Annotated in this window: 16 protein-coding genes and 1 tRNA gene; 6 read left to right on the top strand and 11 right to left on the bottom strand. The window is 70.5% G+C overall.

The annotated features are described in order from the left end of the window. The 3 genes from GPZ80_RS32285 to GPZ80_RS30250 form a co-directional block, all read right to left on the bottom strand. Nucleotides 1-253 (bottom strand): hypothetical protein (locus tag GPZ80_RS32285; RefSeq protein WP_222720085.1); only part of this gene is annotated, 253 nt, incomplete at its 3' end. Between the two features lie 18 nt (nucleotides 254-271). Then, on the bottom strand, nucleotides 272-496 hold the full coding sequence (locus tag GPZ80_RS30255; protein ID WP_187224522.1) for a hypothetical protein: 225 nt from the start codon (nucleotides 494-496) through the stop codon (nucleotides 272-274). An 858-nt stretch (nucleotides 497-1,354) separates the two neighbouring features. Further along, nucleotides 1,355-1,427: transfer RNA gene (locus GPZ80_RS30250), tRNA-Ala, on the bottom strand. Nucleotides 1,428-1,546: 119 nt separating this feature from the next. Here GPZ80_RS30250 and GPZ80_RS30245 point away from each other — a divergent pair. After that, the gene (locus GPZ80_RS30245) at nucleotides 1,547-2,875 is read left to right on the top strand and encodes a phenylacetate--CoA ligase family protein (RefSeq protein WP_312880657.1); all 1,329 of its coding nucleotides are present in this window, start codon (nucleotides 1,547-1,549) and stop codon (nucleotides 2,873-2,875) included. A gap of 1 nt (nucleotide 2,876) precedes the next feature. Here the strand turns inward: GPZ80_RS30245 and GPZ80_RS30240 are convergent, their stop codons facing one another. Next, nucleotides 2,877-3,677, bottom strand: a complete 801-nt coding sequence (locus GPZ80_RS30240) for a DsbA family protein (RefSeq protein ID WP_187224521.1) — start codon at nucleotides 3,675-3,677, stop codon at nucleotides 2,877-2,879. A gap of 13 nt (nucleotides 3,678-3,690) precedes the next feature. Further along, nucleotides 3,691-4,152, bottom strand: coding sequence for a MauE/DoxX family redox-associated membrane protein (locus tag GPZ80_RS30235; RefSeq protein ID WP_187224528.1), 462 nt, complete (start codon nucleotides 4,150-4,152; stop codon nucleotides 3,691-3,693). A 77-nt stretch (nucleotides 4,153-4,229) separates the two neighbouring features. On the opposite strand from GPZ80_RS30235, the gene hrpB reads away from it, so the two are divergent. The 3 genes from hrpB to GPZ80_RS30220 are packed head-to-tail and all read left to right on the top strand — an operon-like array spanning nucleotide 4,230 to nucleotide 7,670. Continuing rightward, a complete protein-coding gene (gene hrpB, locus GPZ80_RS30230; protein ID WP_187224520.1) occupies nucleotides 4,230-6,641 on the top strand; it encodes an ATP-dependent helicase HrpB in 2,412 nt (803 codons plus the stop codon). Continuing rightward, nucleotides 6,638-7,135, top strand: a complete 498-nt coding sequence (locus GPZ80_RS30225; RefSeq protein ID WP_187224519.1) for a GNAT family N-acetyltransferase — start codon at nucleotides 6,638-6,640, stop codon at nucleotides 7,133-7,135. The genes hrpB and GPZ80_RS30225 overlap by 4 nt, the downstream gene beginning before the upstream one ends. Before the next feature lie 37 nt (nucleotides 7,136-7,172). Beyond that, complete coding sequence (locus GPZ80_RS30220; protein WP_187224518.1) at nucleotides 7,173-7,670, top strand: DUF2127 domain-containing protein; 498 nt, start codon at nucleotides 7,173-7,175, stop codon at nucleotides 7,668-7,670. A 170-nt stretch (nucleotides 7,671-7,840) separates the two neighbouring features. On the opposite strand, the gene GPZ80_RS30215 is transcribed toward GPZ80_RS30220, so the two are convergent. The 5 genes from GPZ80_RS30215 to GPZ80_RS30195 all read right to left on the bottom strand — a co-directional run bounded on the left by GPZ80_RS30215 (nucleotide 7,841) and on the right by GPZ80_RS30195 (nucleotide 14,345). Beyond that, nucleotides 7,841-9,868 carry a neutral/alkaline ceramidase gene (locus tag GPZ80_RS30215; RefSeq protein WP_222720083.1) on the bottom strand — a complete coding sequence of 676 codons (2,028 nt, stop codon included), beginning with the start codon at nucleotides 9,866-9,868 and terminating at the stop codon, nucleotides 7,841-7,843. A 75-nt stretch (nucleotides 9,869-9,943) separates the two neighbouring features. Further along, complete coding sequence (locus tag GPZ80_RS30210) at nucleotides 9,944-10,516, bottom strand: collagen-like protein (RefSeq protein WP_187224517.1); 573 nt, start codon at nucleotides 10,514-10,516, stop codon at nucleotides 9,944-9,946. Then, a complete protein-coding gene (locus GPZ80_RS30205) occupies nucleotides 10,513-11,034 on the bottom strand; it encodes a YceI family protein (protein ID WP_187224516.1) in 522 nt (173 codons plus the stop codon). The genes GPZ80_RS30210 and GPZ80_RS30205 overlap by 4 nt, the downstream gene beginning before the upstream one ends. Beyond that, nucleotides 11,031-11,522, bottom strand: coding sequence for a hypothetical protein (locus GPZ80_RS30200; RefSeq protein WP_187224515.1), 492 nt, complete (start codon nucleotides 11,520-11,522; stop codon nucleotides 11,031-11,033). Before GPZ80_RS30200 ends, GPZ80_RS30205 begins: the two co-directional genes overlap by 4 nt. Nucleotides 11,523-11,603: 81 nt before the next feature. Then, nucleotides 11,604-14,345: a helix-turn-helix transcriptional regulator gene (locus GPZ80_RS30195; protein WP_187224514.1), complete on the bottom strand. Its 2,742-nt coding sequence runs from the start codon at nucleotides 14,343-14,345 to the stop codon at nucleotides 11,604-11,606. Nucleotides 14,346-14,500: 155 nt separating this feature from the next. Between GPZ80_RS30195 and GPZ80_RS30190 the strand changes: the two genes are divergently transcribed. Then, the gene (locus GPZ80_RS30190; protein ID WP_187224513.1) at nucleotides 14,501-14,959 is read left to right on the top strand and encodes a SixA phosphatase family protein; all 459 of its coding nucleotides are present in this window, start codon (nucleotides 14,501-14,503) and stop codon (nucleotides 14,957-14,959) included. A gap of 166 nt (nucleotides 14,960-15,125) precedes the next feature. Continuing rightward, nucleotides 15,126-16,388 carry a lytic transglycosylase domain-containing protein gene (locus GPZ80_RS32280; protein WP_246477632.1) on the top strand — a complete coding sequence of 421 codons (1,263 nt, stop codon included), beginning with the start codon at nucleotides 15,126-15,128 and terminating at the stop codon, nucleotides 16,386-16,388. Nucleotides 16,389-16,437: 49 nt separating this feature from the next. Here the strand turns inward: GPZ80_RS32280 and cutA are convergent, their stop codons facing one another. Beyond that, nucleotides 16,438-16,752, bottom strand: a complete 315-nt coding sequence (gene cutA / locus GPZ80_RS30180) for a divalent-cation tolerance protein CutA (protein WP_187224512.1) — start codon at nucleotides 16,750-16,752, stop codon at nucleotides 16,438-16,440. Nucleotides 16,753-16,904 lie beyond the last annotated feature (152 nt).

Below are 16,904 nucleotides of genomic sequence, written 5' to 3'. Positions count from 1 at the left end.
GCCGCCTACGGGGAGAACGAACTGGCCATTGACACACGGACTGCATGCGCTCGTATTCGTCGGTGATTCTGGCTGGATCCAGCGTCATGAAGTGTTCAGCGTTCCGGTGGAACTTGTGCAGATTTCCCGACAGCCAGGAATATGCTTCGTCCGGTTCGAACGGGTTCTTCGCGAGCATGAGTTCGACGAACTTGTGGGCAACTTGCGAGGCACCGTCATACAAGGCGTCGTCGGATGGCCACGGATTGCTCATTTGGCTTCAGCCCCCCGCTCAACTTTGGCCGTCAACGCGCCGGTAAAGCGTGACGATCTCCTCGAGGGCCCCGCCTGTCTCCGCAATGATGTCGACGGCATCCGCCAGACGACTGGCGAGCATGTCCGTGTAGCCGGCGTAGACGTTCTGAAGATTGGCCACAGCCGGGATGTTGCCACCTGTGCCGTCAAGCCCTTCATGCTGCCGCAGCACCATCAGTTGCGCCCCAAGATGCACTGCCACCCTGGGAAAGGAAGTTGTAGCTGCTGTGTGCGCGCGTTTAATGTCGATGGCGAATCCGCCAGGCTGTGTCACAGTGCCCCCTGAATCGTCCCCCGCGGCTGCGGTCTGAGCGACCGCACGCTGACCCAAAGTAATGGAGCACGGTCGATGCCAGGGCCATTTTGCGGCAGCGTGACACCCTCCGATCGAGTGGGACTTGTCACTGCAGCGGTCGCTGCTGATCGAGCCCGGCAAGCCTTGAGCACGGGTCGCGATGCCAGGCTCTTGTCGATGTCCGGGTTCATGTGCATGGCTGAGCTGAGCGTTTGCCGGGCACATACAGAGAAAGTCCGGGCGTCTGCGTGTACTCAAGTCCTGAGAACCACCACGCCGGTCATGACCTTGTTTGCGACGGAGGTGCAGGTGGTCGAAAGTCTGGTGGTCGAGCCGTGTGCTGACCGCCCCCGGCCCGTGTGGATGCCGCGTCGCGACCGGCCGCGGCGACCGGGCGAATGGCTGCGAAGCCTGCGATGAGGCTGGCGGACCGAAGTGAACCGACGTCCGCCAAGCCCAGCAGCCGCGCCCAGCCGGCGGCGGTGCCCCCGACGTCCCCGTACGCGCATTGCTCCGCCGAACGCATCTGAGCGGCCCACCGCGTCATCAACGCTGGTCAGCGACCATCACAAAGATCGTCGTCAGGATCACCCGATCGGACCACCAAGTCTGGAGAGAATCGTTGACCCTATTTCGGGTCCAGAAAATCGATTCTCCGGTTTTTCTCCAGTTCGGTACACCACCGTCCACTTGGGACGCACAAACAAGATCGCCCGCCGTCCTGTTCACACAGGTCAGCGGGCGAAATTGAAAGCAATTCACTTGTGGAGCTGAGGGGACTCGAACCCCTGACCCTCACACTGCCAGTGTGATGCGCTACCAGCTGCGCCACAGCCCCAGGTCAGTCACGTTCGGGAGGGGGCTCCCTGGCGTGTGTGAACAGATTACCCCACAGGTTTCCCCCGGTTGAAATCGGGGGTCTTCCCACGGGGCGGCCAGCCTGTTAGACCGGTGATCGTGACCGTACTGGACAGCGTCGTCCCCATGGTGGACGCGACCGCCGAAGGCATGACCGCCGACCGTCGTCGGGAGCTGCAGCGGCAGCGGCTCGGTGATCTCATCGACCGGCTGCTGGCCGCGGGTGGGATTCAGGCTCAGCGGCTCCGCGACTGTGGGGTGCGCAAGGGGGCCGACGCCGAGCTGGACGACCTCCCCAAGCTCCCCACCGTGCGCAAGCGGGACCTGTGGGAGCACTACCCGCACGGGTTGCGGGCGGTGGAGGCCGAGGAGATCGTCTGCGTCCACGGGTCCTCGGGCACCGGCGGCCGACCGACTCTGATCCCCTACACCGCCGCTGACCTGGGCATCTGGGCGGAGGTGATGGCTCGGGCGCTGGGCGGCGCGGGGGCCACGCGACACAGTGTGGTTCACAACGCGTACGGGTACGGGCTGTTCACCGGGGGTGTCGGGGTGCACCACGGCGCCATTCGGCTGGGGGCGACAGTCGTGCCGGTGTCCGGTGGGATGACCGACCGGCAGGTCCGGCTGATCCAGGACCTGCGCCCCGACGTCCTGACTTGCACCCCCTCGTATGCGATCCACCTCGGTGAGGCGATGGTGGCCGCCGGGGTGGAGCCGACGAGCCTCAAGGTCGGGGTGCACGGCGCGGAGCCCTGGACGAATGAGATGCGGGTCCAGATCGAGCGGCTGCTGGGGATCCGTGCCCTCGACATCTATGGGCTCTCGGAGATCATCGGGCCTGGTGTGGCCGCCGAGTCGCTGGACTCCGAGGGCATGTTGAACGTCGCCGAGGACCATTTCTTCGTCGAGTGCGTCGACGGCGACGGCAACCCGGTGCCGGACGGGACGCCGGGCGAACTGGTGTTCACCACGCTCACCAAGACCGGGATGCCGCTGCTGCGCTACCGGACCGGCGACGTCGCCACCCTGGCCGGGCCGGTCAACGGCTCCCCCAGGACCTTGCGCCGGATGTCGAAGTTGCTGGGTCGGACCGACGACATGCTGGTTGTGCGCGGGGTCAACGTGTTCCCCACCGAGGTCGAAGCCGTGCTGCTCGCCGACGACCGGGTCAGCCCGCACTATCTGATCATCGAAGACCGCCGCCAGGTCGCGCGGCCGGAACTGCGGGTCGCGGTGGAGCCGATGGCCGGGTCGGCCGGGTCGACACTCGCTGACGACTTGGGCGCGGCGCTGCGGGAGCGGCTGGGCATCGGGTGTGACGTGCGGGTTCTGCAGCCGGGCAGCGTGCCGCGCACCGAGACGGGCAAGGCGCGCCGCCTGGTCCGGTGGACCGAGGGCGACGCGCCGCTGCCGGGGATGGGGTGACTCAGCCGGTCAGCTTGGCGAGCCAGTTCGGGTCTTCGGTGTCGATGGCCTTGCCACCGGAGGCGAGGGTCGGCGTGCCGAAGCCCTTCTGGCCGTTGAAGTCCTGCTGCAGGGCCTCGTCGGCGCGCGCCTTCTGGTATTCCTCGCTGACCAGCGCGTCGTACTTGCCCGAGCGGACCCCGTCGACGAACGCCTGCGAGGTGACCCCCACGGCCTTGCCGAGCTCGATCAGCTGGTCCTTGGTCCACCCGCGGGCGCCCTCGGCGGGCTGGTCTTTGAACAGGCTCTTGTGGAAGGAGAGGAACTTGCCCTCGTCGGCGGCGAGCAGCGCGGCGTTGGCCGAGTCGGTGGAGTAGCCCTCCGGGTCGGACCTGTTGTTCAGCAGGTTGAGCAGGTGGAAGCGGACTTTGAGGCTGCCGTCCTTGACCTTTTCCTCGATCTTGGGCCCGAAGCCCTCCTCGAAGGACGCGCACGCGGGGCAGAGGAAGTCCTCGTAGATGTCGAGGGTCGCCTTGGCCCCGTCCTGCCCTACCACCACGACACCGCCGTCACGCTTCACCGGGACGTCGAGCTGCACCGTCTGCACGGCGATCGCCTTGTCCTTGGTGGCGTTCTTCTGGTTGTTCGTGTAGATCACCCCGCCGATGACCGCGCCCGCGATCACCAGCACGGCCACCACCGCGAGGATGACCTTGCTGCGGTCGCCGCCACCGCTTCTCGCCGCCGCGACCGCCTTGGCGCCCGCTGCCGGGGCGCTCCCCTGCTGCTTGCGCTTGCGCGCGCTGCGCTCCGCTCCACCCACCTGTCCGACCTTCCTAACTCGTCTCTTCGACACTGCTTCGCGCGCCGAACCGGCCGTCGACGGACAACCACGTCCTCGGCCGAATCGTCAGCCACACCGCCAACGCCAGGAAACCGAGGTCCCGGGCGATCTCCTGTGGATACTTCGTCTGCCCCTCCGCCACCGGCCCGCCGCCGCCGAAGCAGCCGCAGTCGATGCTCAGCCCACGCGCCCACGACTGCGCCACGGCGCCGATGAACGCCAGCAGCACGAGGATCGACAACGCCGCCGACAGCCGCGTGCCGAGCCCGACGAGCAGCAGCACGCCGAGCGCGAGCTCGAGGAACGGCATCGCCGCGGCGACGACGCTCACCAGTGCGCTGGGCAGCAGGTCGTAGGCCTGAACCGCGATGAAGGTCTGGTTGGGATCGCTGACCTTGATCCAGCCGGAGACCAGCCACACCGCGGCGAGCCCGACTCGGAGCAAAGTGCCGATACCGTCCAGAACGGACGCCTTGGTCACAGTGCGGAGGCTACCCGCGCACGCTGAGTGCAACCTGAGAAGCTGGGCGTATGGCAACGCTGCCGGACCTGCCCGTGCGCTCCGCCCTGCCGGAGATCACCCGATTGGTTGATCTTCACGGCACGGCGGTGCTTGTCGCGCCGCCGGGGACCGGCAAGACGACCCTGGTGCCGCTCGCTCTGGCCGAGTCGGGCGGCACGGTGGTCGTCGCCGAGCCGCGCAGGCTGGCCGCGCGTGCCGCCGCCGCGCGGATGGCGGCGCTGCTGGGCGAGCCGGTGGGCCGCACGGTGGGCTACGCCGTGCGCGGCGACCGGAAGACGTCCAAGGACACCCGGATCGAGGTCGTCACCTCCGGGCTTCTGGTGCGGCGCCTGCAGTCCGATCCCGAACTGTCCGGTGTGGACACCGTGCTGCTCGACGAGTGCCACGAGCGCCACCTCGACGCCGACCTGCTCCTCGCGCTGTTGCTCGACGCGCGCGACGGGCTGCGACCGGACCTGCGGCTGCTGGCGACGAGTGCGACGGTAGCGGAAGAGAAGCTGGCGGCGCTGCTCGGCGACGCCCCGATCATCCGGGTGGACGCGCGCACGTTCCCCGTGGACTACCGGTATGTGCCGCCACTGCGCGGGGAGCGCGTCGAGGCTTGCGTGGCAAGGGCCGTGCGCACCGCGTTGTCCGAAGTGGAGGGTGACGTCCTCGTGTTCCTGCCGGGCGCGGCGGAGATCCGCCGGGTCGCGGGGGCGCTCGCGGGCATCGACGCGGACGTCCTCCCGTTGCACGGCAGGCTTCCCACCGGCGAACAGGACGCGGCCCTCAAACCGGGTCCACGTCGCCGCGTGGTGTTGTCGACAGCTGTCGCGGAATCGAGCCTCACGGTCCCCGGTGTGCGCGTGGTGGTCGACGCCGGGCAGTCGCGGGTGTCGCGGGTGGACCACCGACGCGGGATGGCGGGTCTGATCACGGTGCGGGTGTCGGCGGCGGTGGCTGACCAGCGGGCCGGGCGGGCGGGCCGCGAGGCGCCGGGGCGGGTGTACCGGTGTTGGCCGGAACACGAGCACGCGACGCTTCCGCGCTACCCCGAGCCGGAGATCCGCAACGCCGACCTGACCCGGCTGACCCTGGAACTCGCCTGCTGGGGCACCCCGGACGGCAGCGGTCTGCGCTGGTGGGACGCACCGCCCGCGGGTCCGCTGGCGGCGGCCCAGGAAACGCTGCGCGCGCTGGGCGCCTTGGACGGCGACGCCGTCACGCCGCGCGGCACGGCGATCGCCAGGCTCGGTCTGCACCCGCGGATCGCGCGGGCACTCCTGGACGGCGCGGCCAAGTTCGGCGGCCGGGAGGCCGCGGAGGTGGTCGCCGTGCTCGACGACGACACGCTCGCGGCGAGCACCGACATCGACAGCAGCCTGCGCGCGCTGCGCGAGGGGTCACCCAGGTCGCAGCGCTGGCGCCGGGAGGCGAACCGGCTCGCCCGGTTAGTGGAGGGCAAGTCGACCGGCCGCGTGGACCCGGCGCTGATCATCGCCTTGGCACACCCCGAACGCCTGGCGCGCAGACGGGGCAAGGATTCGGCCGTCTACCTGATGGCGGGCGGCACAGCCGTGGAGTTGCCGCCGGGAAGTGGGCTCGGCGATCCGGAGTGGCTGGCGGTCGCGGTGGCGGACCGGGTGCCGGGCAGCGCGCACGGCCGCGTCCGGCTCGCCGCCCGGGCCGACGAGGAACTCGCGGTCACCGCGGCGCCCGCGCTGGTGTCCACAGTGGATGAGGTGGTGTGGGTCGACGACGTGGTGGCGCGCCGGATCCGCAGGCTGGGTGCGATCGTGCTGCACGAGCGGCCCTTGCCGAAACCGCCCGCGCAGGACGTGCGCGCGGCCATCCAGGAAGGACTGCGCAAACACGGGCTCGGCCTGGTCCGCTTCGACGAGCGGGCCCTTTCCCTGCGCGCCCGGCTCGACCTGCTGCACCGCACCCTGGGCGATCCGTGGCCCGCGGTGGACGACAACGCCCTGCTGGCCGCCGCCGAGTCCTGGATCGGCAACGCCCGAAACCGCGCCGACCTGGGTCGCGTCGACATGACCGCCGCCTTGCGGACGCTCCTTCCGTGGCCTGCCGCGACCCGGCTGGAGGAACTCGTGCCCGAACGGATCGAGGTCCCGTCGGGCTCCAAGGTCCGAGTCGACTACAGCGGTGACCAGCCCGCGCTTCCGGTGAAGGTGCAGGAGGTGTTCGGGTGGACGGAAAGCCCGACGGTGGTCGACGGCCGCGTGCCCGTCGTCCTGCGGCTGCTCTCGCCCGCGGGCAGGCCGACCGCGGTGACCGGGGACCTCGCGGGATTCTGGACGACCGGCTACCCGCGGGTACGGGCGGAGTTGCGGGGGCGGTACCCGAAGCACCGATGGCCGGAGGACCCGACAACCGCTCCCCCGACACGGCACAGCATCCAGCGAAAGGAGTCCCGATGATCCGGCCCGGTGGGCCCGCCGACGCTGACACCATGCTCGCCTTCCTCGACGAGGCGGTGGCATGGATGGTCGAGCGCGGCCAGAGCGAACAGTGGGGCAGTGAACCGTGGTCGGCACAGCCCAAGCGGGTGGCACGGGTGCGGGCGATGGCTGAGAGCGGGCTGCTGTGGATCGCCGAGGCCGACGGCGCGCCCGCGGGTGCGCTGGTGCTGGGCGAGCCCCCGGAAATGATCCCGCCGGTCGACGAGCCGGAGGTGTACATCCGGTTCCTGATCACCTCCCGCAGGCTCGCGGGTCGCGGGATCGGGTCCGACCTGCTCGACTTCGCCCGCGCCCGGACCCGCGCGCTCGGCATCGGCCTGCTGCGCGTCGACTGCTGGGCGGGCGCGCGGGGCCGGTTGGTGGACTACTACGTGCGCAACGGTTTCACCCCGTCGGCCACGTTCACGGTGGACGACTGGCCGGGGCAGGTGCTGGAGCAAAGGGTCGATTGAGCTGACACAACCGCGCGACCGACGGCATGCTGAGGGGGTGACGCGAACGAAGTCCACCCTGTTCAGCCTGGCCGTGCTGGTCAAGAGCCTCGACGGGGCCATGCAGGTGCTGGGTGCGCTGCTGCTGGCCGCGGTGCCGCCCGCGGTGATCAGCGGCATCGCCAACGCCGTCGTCAGCCGCGACCTGTTGGGCGACCACAGCGGGGCCATCGCCGACGACCTGACCCGGGCGGCCGAGGGCGGCCGCACCTTCGCCGTCGTCTTCCTGCTCCTGCACGGGGTGCTGAAGCTCGGCCTGGCCTACACCCTGCACCGACGCGCCGTTCGCGCGTACCCCTTGGCGTGCCTGGTCTTTAGCGCCCTGGTCGCCTACGAGACCATCCGCGCGGTCCGCACCGGTTCGCTGGGGTTGGCGGTGTTCGCAGTGGTGGACACGGCGGTGGTCGTGGTGGTCGCCCGGGAGTTCTGGAAGTCGCAGCAACAGGCCCAGCCACCGGTCGCGGCTCCCCCTCTGACTGGCCAGAACCCGCGCTGACCTGCGTTCCCCAGGCTATCCACAGCCGCATCGGTTATCCACAGACACCCCACGAACCCCGGTTTCCGACACCCCTCGCCGATAGACTGGAGCAGGGCAGGCCCCCAGGGCGGGTGGGGTTTGTCGGGCTGGGGTTGTCGGGCTGGGTTTGTCGGACTGGGGCGGTTCTCTCAATTCACCGTGAACGCCCGCGAAGCGCCCGTGAACGGGGTGATCTCGCCGGTCCAGCCGCTCTTCCAGTCGCCGTGGTGGACGATCCGGTACCGGCCCGGCGGCGCGTTCGCCGGGATCGTCCAAGTGATCGTCGCCTCCGAGTTGGCCACCCCGACCCGCGCCCAGTGGTACCTGGTCGACCAGTCGCCGTCGTCGGCGATTCGTTTCCACTGGCCCGCGGTCTCGCGTTGGACCTCCAGGTAGGTGCCGTTGCGGCGGAGGTTGTTCTTCGGGTGGCCGGTCACGAACTTCGTGGTCACGGTCTGTCCGCGTCCGTACGCCGCCGCCGGCTCGGTCAGCACCTGCCCGAAGCTCTGCAACAGTCCCTTGTCGTCGAACACGACGCCGGTTTGCAGGTTCAGTTCGGCCGGCAGCGGCTTCGTCGGGGTCGCTCCCTGGGTCAACGCCGAGCCTGAACGAAGTGACTGGGCGAGCTTGGCGAACTCCTGCTGGTAGGCGGGCAGGGTGTCGCGGCCGAAGAGGGTGGAGCCGCCCTCGTACTGCTGCTTGTCGTACTCCTCCGGGGTCGTCACGTACTGGCTGTAGTCGTTGGCGTAGCCCTGGATCAGCACGTTCTCCAGCGGCACCCCCAGCTCCGCCGCGACCGTGCGCCGCAGCCGCAGCCCGGAGACGACGGTGACTTCCGCGGGGACGGCGATCAGGTGGAACTGCCCCAGCTTCACGACCTGCAGCGGCAGCACGTTCGGCGTCGCCTCGACGAGGCCCGTGGGGACGGCGGTCGTCTTCGGGTACTGGCAGTCCTTGACCCACTGCGGGACCTCGACGTCCAGCGGCTCCAGCAGCGCGGCGATCGGGTTGACCATGCCCTCGCTGAACAGCGGCAGCCCCGGGCCATCCTCGATGCTGCCCGCGAGCGTCGACGCGCCGACCACGCCGGGGCAGGTGCGGCGCGACTGGCCGTCGGTGGTGTAGCGGCCGTCGACGGTGACCGCGGACATGTCGACGAACCGCATGCGGTAGTCGATGCCGCCGCTGACCGGGGTCTGCGGGCCGGCGAAGATCTCGTTCGCCTTGGTGTTCTGGCGTTCGCCGATGATTCGGGTGTTCTCGAACTCGTCCTCGGTGGGCCCGGAGCCGGGCCGCAGGTTCAGGTTCGGCGACATGTCGCCCGCGTTGGTGTTGGGGAACGCGGCGACGAAACCGGGGCGGTTGTCCAGGTACCGCACGCCCTTCTGGTCGTGCTCCCACTGGTAGGCCGCGTAGCCCTTGTTGTCCACGCTGATCAGCGTGTTCGTGTTCGTCATCGACGTGTTGTGGGTGGCGAACCAGCTGATCGCGCCAACGTCCTGCGCGCCCTGTTTGAACCGCAGCACGGTCATCGCCGGGTCGATCGCGTTGGGGAACTGGGCCTTGTCCGACGCCGGGTTCTGCTCGAACGCCACCCGCGACCGGTTCACGCTCGCGTTGGTCAACTCGCCCCGGCCGATGCTGATCGTCCCGGGCTTGAGGTCGTCGTGCGCCTTGACCACGGACTCGACGATGCCGTCGACGGTCGCGTCGAAGGTCTGCTTCTGGAAACCCAGAATGGCGAGGTTGTACGCCAGGTTGTGCGAGTAACCACCCGGCCCGGCGTGCGTGTGCGTGGCCGAGAGCAGCACGTTCTGCTGGGTGTAGAGGTCGCCGTAGCGGGACTTCAGCTTGCCCAGCACGCCTTCCTGCACCGCCCGGAAGATCATGCCGAGGTCGGCGTTCACATAGGCGACGCGCTTGCCGGTGGCCTGGTCGACGGTGATGAACGCGCGAGAGCGCTGGCGCTGGTGGATGCCCGTCGTCTTCTGGTCGAACTTCGAGTACCCCATCATGCCGTTCTCAGCCGCAGGCCCGGTCACGTCGGAGATACCCCGTCCGACCAGGTACGTCGTCGGCGGCGGCGCGGCCTGCGCGGTCGGCAGACCGGCGAGGACGACGGCGCCCGCGAGCGCGGCCAGCATGGTGGCGATGATCGATCGGCGAGTGGCCCGCATCCGTCTGCTCCCGCATATGTGAATCAACTTCACTTTCGTGGAACCATACGTGACGCGAGCCACTCGCGGAACCCCTCAGCAGAAGACCACAAGCGAGAACGCCCGTGGCGTCTCCACCGTCCCTTCGTGAAGGTGCACCTCGACCTTGTTCCCGACCGGCCTCGCGCTCGCCGTCAGCCGGGGGAAGTGGGGCGTGACCTGCGCGGCGCACCCGTGGACGTCCCGGTCGAACGTGACGTCCGTGCGCCCGCCGACCATTTCGACGCCCAGGACATGAGTGCTCGGGCGCGCTCTGGGGAACAGGGCGTTGTCGCCAAAGGTGTAGTCGATGACGGTCCAGAGCGGCGCCCCGTCGGCCCCCGCCGGTCCAGCAGGCCCGACAGGCCCAGCGGGTCCGACAGGCCCAGCAGGCCCGACAGGCCCAGCAGGCCCCTCCTGGCCCGCAGGCCCCTGCTGGTTCCAGACCAGCGGCCGTTCGTACGTGGTGTGGCAGGAGCCCGCGGCATCCACGATCCGGACCGCGCCGCTCTTGTTGTTCACGCAGGCGTTGATGGTCACCGGATCCGTCGACACCGCCATCGCGACGCCGCCTCCCGCGACCAGCACGCCGACAACACCCAGCACACCCACTACTCGACCGACGGTCATGACCGCTCCCCTTCCGAGCGCACCAACGTGACCGTCAGCGCGATATCGACGAACTGCCCGACGATTCCCTTCGCCCTCGTCAAACCGGCCTCGAACCGGTCGAGCCGCGCGGTGGCGGTGACGTCGACCCCGTCGGTTCCGAAGTGCACGGCGGTCAGCGCCAAGTCGGTCGGCACCGCCCGGTCACGCACCCGCAGCGTCCCCTCGATTCGGTCACCGACCAGTTCGCCGTCGTAGACCAGCGTCGGGAACACGGCGACGTCGAGGAACTTCGGGGACTTGATGTCCTTGTCCCGCTGGGACATGGCGGTCCGGAAACTCGCCGCGTCCAGTTCGGCGTGCACGCTCGCCACCCCGTCGGCGACCGAGACCGTGCCCGAGGTGACCGTGAACTCGCCCGACACCCGGAACAGGCCCAGCTTCGCCACCGTGAACCGCGCGGAACACCTGGTTGGCGCCAGCCGGTACCGCGCCGACTCCGGCAGCTCGATCGCGACCGGCGTCACCCCGGCGGTCATGACGCCACCGCCCAGAACAGCTCGACCCGGTCCGGCCCCGGCAGCAGCGCCGCGTCCTCGCCCGGCAACAGCTCCATCGTCGCGACGGCGCGCTGGCCCGCCTCGATCGACTCGACGGAGTCGGCCGTGGAGACCACCAGCGCCGTGCGCCGCTGCGGCTGCCACAGCACCAGCGCCCGACTCACCCCCGGCTGCGTGCGCATCGCCGGGGCGATCCGTTCGCGGTGAGCGCGCTCCGCGGCCTGGTGGACCTCGTCGCTGATCGGGCCGTCGAAGTAGAGGAACGCGGCCACGCCCGCGGGCGAACCGGCGCCGGGGTGGTCGGACTCGACCTCGTACCACTCGGCGGTCGGGTCGGCCGCCGCGTCTTCCCTGGTGTCGAATAGCGACACCATCAGTTCGTCGTCTGCCGCGAGCCTTCGGTACGTGTGCGCCTCGCGGGCCCCGTCGGGCGGGGCGCCCGTGGATTTGTGGATTCGCGCGTACATCGCGCTCACCTCCCGTTTCCTTGTCCCCACGACCTTCGCGCGGTCGGTGGGGCGGCGGATCCGGGGAAGTACGGAGACCGACTACGCGGTTCCGTGCCCGTTCTCCACGGCCCAGGTGGCGGCCTGCGCCCGGTTAGCCACGCCAAGTTTGGCGAGCACGTTGCTGACGTGGGTCTCGACGGTCCGCTCCGAGAGCACGAGCTTGTCGGCGATCGTCCGGTTCGGCGCTCCCACGGCGAGCAGCGTGAGCACTTCGCGTTCACGCGCGGTCAGCGGCACGGCGTCGTGTTGGGCCCGGCGGACCTCGGCGAGCACGGCGTCCGCCCGCGCGACGGTCGGCGGCATGCCCAGCCTGCGCGCGGTCACCGCGGCCTGCCGCGCGATCCGGCCCGCACGCGCGATCTCGGCCCGTCCGCCGCCGACGAGGACCTCGGCGAGCGCCACCTCCGCCTCAGCCCGGAAGGGAAGCGCGCCGATCCGGTCGTCCATGGCGATCGCGTTCTCGAAGTGCCGGATCGCTTCGTCGCGCCAACCGAGCGCGGCCGCGACCCGGCCCAGCGGCCGCGACACCGATCCCACGCAGATGACGGTCCCGGAACCGGCGGCCTGGTAGTACTGGGCCGTCGGCAACAGTTCCTCGTAACAGCGGCGAGCTGTGTCGGCGTCGCCGAGATGGGCGGCGAGCACGGCTCCCGAGGCGACAGTGGGGAGCCACCGGCCATCGCGCGGCAGGTCAGGCAACGATGGACGCAGCCGCTCGAACAGGGCGAGCGCGCCGTCCGGGTCACCGGAATCGAGCAGGAACCGGCCCATCTGGGCGTAGACCACCGGCATCGGCGCGAGGGAGACGAGTTCAGACACCGCGTCGAGCTTTTCCGCGGCGCGCCCCTGCAGCAACCGCAGTTCCGCGCGGAACGGGATGTCGAGGCCCTCCGCGCTCGGATCGGAGAGCTGCCTGCCCATCGCCAAGGCCTGATCCGCCTGCTCGTCGGCGAGGTCGAACGCGCCCAGCAGCACCGAGCGGACCGCACACATCCGGTGGTAGTGCCACAGCGCGTTGGGCAGGCCGACCCGGTCGGCGTAGAGCTTGAGCATGGCGAGTTCATCGTCGAGGGCGGCCATCGAACCGAGTTGCAGCGCCGCGTCGATGCGCCACACCCGACCCCACAGTTCGCCGTCGAGCAGCGCTTTCGGCCCGAGCGCGAGCATCCGCCGGGCGAGCTCCAGCCGTTCGGCGACGAACCATGGTCCACTGAGGACCTGTTGCCGCGCGCGCAGGGCATCGGCCAAGGCGAGCGGATCGCCGGTGCGCTCGGCCAGTTCGAGCGCCTCCCGGCTCGGTTCCTCAGCTTGGTCGTGGTGTACCACATCGGCCAGGGCGATCGCGCGCTGGGCGAGGACCCGCGCGCGCCCGACGTCATCCGCACCGGAAAGCGCTCGGTCGCACAACAGGACCAGCCTGCTGGACACGGCGCCGTTGATGCCGCGCACGGTCAGCGCGGCACGCACGAGCCGGTCGGGCGCCGGATCGAGCGAAGCGACCGCCTCGCAGCGGTCGACCGCGTCGTCGGCGCGCCCGGCGCGGTACCACATCTCCGCGGCGTCCAGCAGCAGGTCCACCCGGTCCGGGTCGTCGACCCGCAGCACCCCCGCCGCGGCGTCGTACAGCTCCGCAGCCCGGTCGTAAGCCAAGCGGGACAACGCTTTCCCCGCGGCGTCCCGACAGGCCCGGACCGCCGCCGACCGGCTCTCGGCGTCGGTGATGGACCGGAGCCGATGGGTGACCGACTCGCCGGGCAAGGCGCCGGATTCGACGGCCTCGGCGAGCTTCCGGTGCCAGCGCAGGCGGTCCGATGTGGACACACAGCCGTAGACCGCGTCCCGGACGAGCATGTGGCCGAACGCGATCCGGCCGTCCTGACGCAGCAGACCGCGCGCGTCGTCCGCGCCGGCCCGCACCGCGTCGGGCGATTCGCCGACCAGCATGGCGATCTCCTCCGCGGTGCTGTCCACGCCGATGACCGCGCACGCCCTCGCCACCCGGGCGGCGGCCGGGGGAAGCGAGTCGAGCCGGGCGGCGACGATCCCGCGCAGTTGTTCCGGCACCCCCAGGGGCCACCGCGCGGTCGCGGGCGACCGGCCGAGGCCCGCGGCCGTGAGCGCGGTCAGCAGCTCGCCCGCGTACAGCGGGTTCCCGCCCGACACGCGGCGCAGCAGCGCCGCCCACGACGGATCGGCCTGACCGGCGACGAACTCGGCGACCTCGGCGTCGCCCCAGGGGCCGAGCGTGAGCAGTGCGGTCGAGGCGTCGCGGCGCAGGTGCTCGACGGCGGCCCGCAGCGCGGGACCCTGTTCGTCGTCGCGGTAGGTCGCGGCGACCAGCAGCCCGGGTCTGCCCACGGCCAGCCGCAGCAGCGCCAGCGTCGACTCGTCGGCCCAATGCAGGTCTTCCAGCACGATCACCCGCGCCTGCCCGGACAGCTCGCGCAACAGCGAGTCGAACGCGCGCAGCCTTGCCGCGACCGACAGTCCGGGATCCGCGTCGGTGTCGAGGTCGAGTCGGGCGGCGAGTTCCGGACGGTCCGCAAGCGCTTGCCACCAGGGCCAGAGCGCGGGCGCGCCCTCGTCCGGCACACAGTTTCCGCGGGCGACGGGGATGGCGCGCTCGGCCGCCCGAGTGACCAGGGAGTCGACCAACCGGGTCTTGCCGATGCCCGCCGGACCGGCGATGAGCAGCACCGCGCCCCGGCCCGCCGCGGCGGCGGCGGCGAGCGCGGCGTCCACCCTGGTCAGCTCGGTCGCGCGACCGATCACTCCCGGCATGCCCGGATTGTCGCTTGGCCGGCGCTCCGGCGATAGGGGGCACGCCTACTGGACCCTGACGACGATCCCCGCCAGGTTTGCGGGCGCCGCCGGGGCGGTGGCGTCCTCCCGCTCGTCGAACTGGTTCGATATGGACCAGACGACGAGGAGGCTCGATGCCGCGCCTGGTGATCCTGCGACACGCGAAGTCCGCATGGCCGGAGGGTGTGCCCGACTACCGCAGGCCGCTGGCCGACCGCGGCCGGATCGAGGCACCCGCCGTGGGCCGCTGGCTCGCCGAGCACGTTCCGGACATCGACCTCGCCCTGGTCTCGCCCGCGACGCGGACGCGCCAGACCTGGGATCTGGTCTCCGCCGAGCTGCCCGCGGTCCCGGAAGTCCGGTTCGAAGAGCAGCTCTACGGTGAGGGCGCCGAGGCGATCCTGGACCTGCTGGGCTCGCTCGCCGAGGTGAAGACGGTGCTCGTGATCGGTCACAACCCTGATCTCGAACTGCTGGTCGGCAGCCTTACCGGAGAGCACCCGGTGCTCAAAACCTCCACACTGTCGGTCGTGAAGTGCGCACGTGGGTTCCGGTCCGGTGAACTTGTCATGACGGAGAAAATCCGGCCTTAGCCCAGGATTTGTCAGTATGCGACAGAGGCGGACTCAAGGCCTCGTCCGGGAACGCCAACTATTCAGGGGTCGCGACAAAGCCTCGTGATTTTCCCTTCGCCATCGGGCACTGTCTCCTTACCCACAGGTGACAGGTGTCACCGCGGCGTCGTGGAAGGTGTATTCGATGGCGAGGCATCGCAAGCCCCCGGCCGTGAAGACCGCCAAGCAGCGCAAGCCGCGGCGGCCGCGCCGGATGGCCGGACTGGCGACCGCGGCGACCCCGCTGGCCGTCCTGCTGGCCATGGTCGCGAGTGACGGAACCTCCCCACTGTCCACACAAGACGCGAGCAAGTCCGGCGACATCGCGCCGGTCACGCCGGTCGGCCCCTTCCCGGCCGACGAGGAGTACGCCGTCAACGGCGAACTGCCTTCGCCGTCGGCCGCCGAGCCAACCGCGCCCGTCGTGCCCCTCGACGTCCTCGCCGCCCTGCCCGTCGGCGGCGCCGCGGTCCCCGAGGTCGTTCTGCGCGCGTACCTGCGGGCCGAGTCCCTGCTGGCGACCACGCAGCCCGGCTGCAAGCTGACCTGGTCGCTGCTGGCGAGCATCGGGCGGATCGAGTCCGGCCACGCCCGCGGCGGACAGGTCGACAGCGACGGCAAGACCGTGTCGCCGATCCTCGGTCCCGCGTTGAACGGCAACGGATTCGCCGCGATCCGCGACACCGACGGCGGCACCCACGACGGCGACCGCACCTGGGACCGCGCGGTCGGCCCGATGCAGTTCATCCCGGCGACCTGGGCGCGCTACGGCGCCGACGCCACCGGCGACGGTGTCGCCGACCCGCACAACGTCTATGACGCGGCGGTGTCCGCGGGCCGCTACCTCTGTTCGGGTGGGATGGACCTGTCCGACCCGAGCCAGGCCGCGAAGTCAGTGTTCCGCTACAACCACTCCCAGGAGTACGTCAACACGGTGCTGACCTGGGCCGCCACCTACGCCAACGGGGTCACCGCGATCCCGCAGGCGCCTGCGAAGCCCGACTCGCGCGGCTCCGACCCCGGCGTCCTGGCGCTGCCCGCACCGTCCCCCGTGGCGGCTACGCAGAACCCGGGCAACCCGCAGCTGCCGATCAGTCCCCCGGTCCCCGGCGCACCCGGCGAACTCCCCAACCCCCAGCTCCCGGCACCGCAGCCTGCCCCCGCGCCCGCGCCCGGTGTCCCCGGGGCACCGGCACCGGCACCGGCACCCGCACCGGCACCAGCGCCTGCCCCGGCCCCTGCCCCGGCTCCCGCACCGGCGCCTGCCCCCGCACCCGCACCGGCACCAGCGCCTGCCCCGGCTCCCGCACCGGCGCCTGCCCCGGCACCCGCTCCCGCTCCCGCACCGGCTCCGGCTCCGGGCACCGACTGGTACGACTGGACGGTCTGGGTCCCGCGGCCCCGATAGCGCGGTTCAGCGAGACGGCAGGCCTGCACCATGGAGGCCTGCCGTCTCGTCATCCCGGTCGGGTTTCCGTGGTCACCCAGGACAGGTAGTCCGCATTGCCGTCGAGCACCGGCAGGGTGACGACTTCCGGAACGTCGTACGGGTGGTTCCCCTTGATCCACTCGGTGAGCGCGTCGACGCGGTCGGCCGCGGTCTTGATCCAGCACTGCCATTCCTGTTCGTGTTGGATCTCGCCATCCCAGCGGTACACGCTGCGCACCGGGCCGACGATCTGGACACACGCCGCGAGCCGCTCCCCCACCATGCCGTCAGCCAGCCGCTCGGCGTCCTCCGCGGTTCCCGTCGTGGTGACCACAATCCGCATCCCGGCTCCTTTCTGTCGTGTATCGGTCAGTGTCCGATCAGGGACCGACCGTAACGAATCACTTTGTTGACCGATGAACAAACGTCGGCCGGGCACGAATTCGTTGCCCCGACCGCGAAGCAGGGCAGGCGGGGGCGCGCCCGGCGCACACC

This window comes from Actinokineospora xionganensis (assembly GCF_014323725.1).
Lineage (GTDB): Bacteria > Actinomycetota > Actinomycetes > Mycobacteriales > Pseudonocardiaceae > Actinokineospora > Actinokineospora xionganensis.
This window is presented reverse-complemented; position numbering and strand designations above follow the sequence as displayed.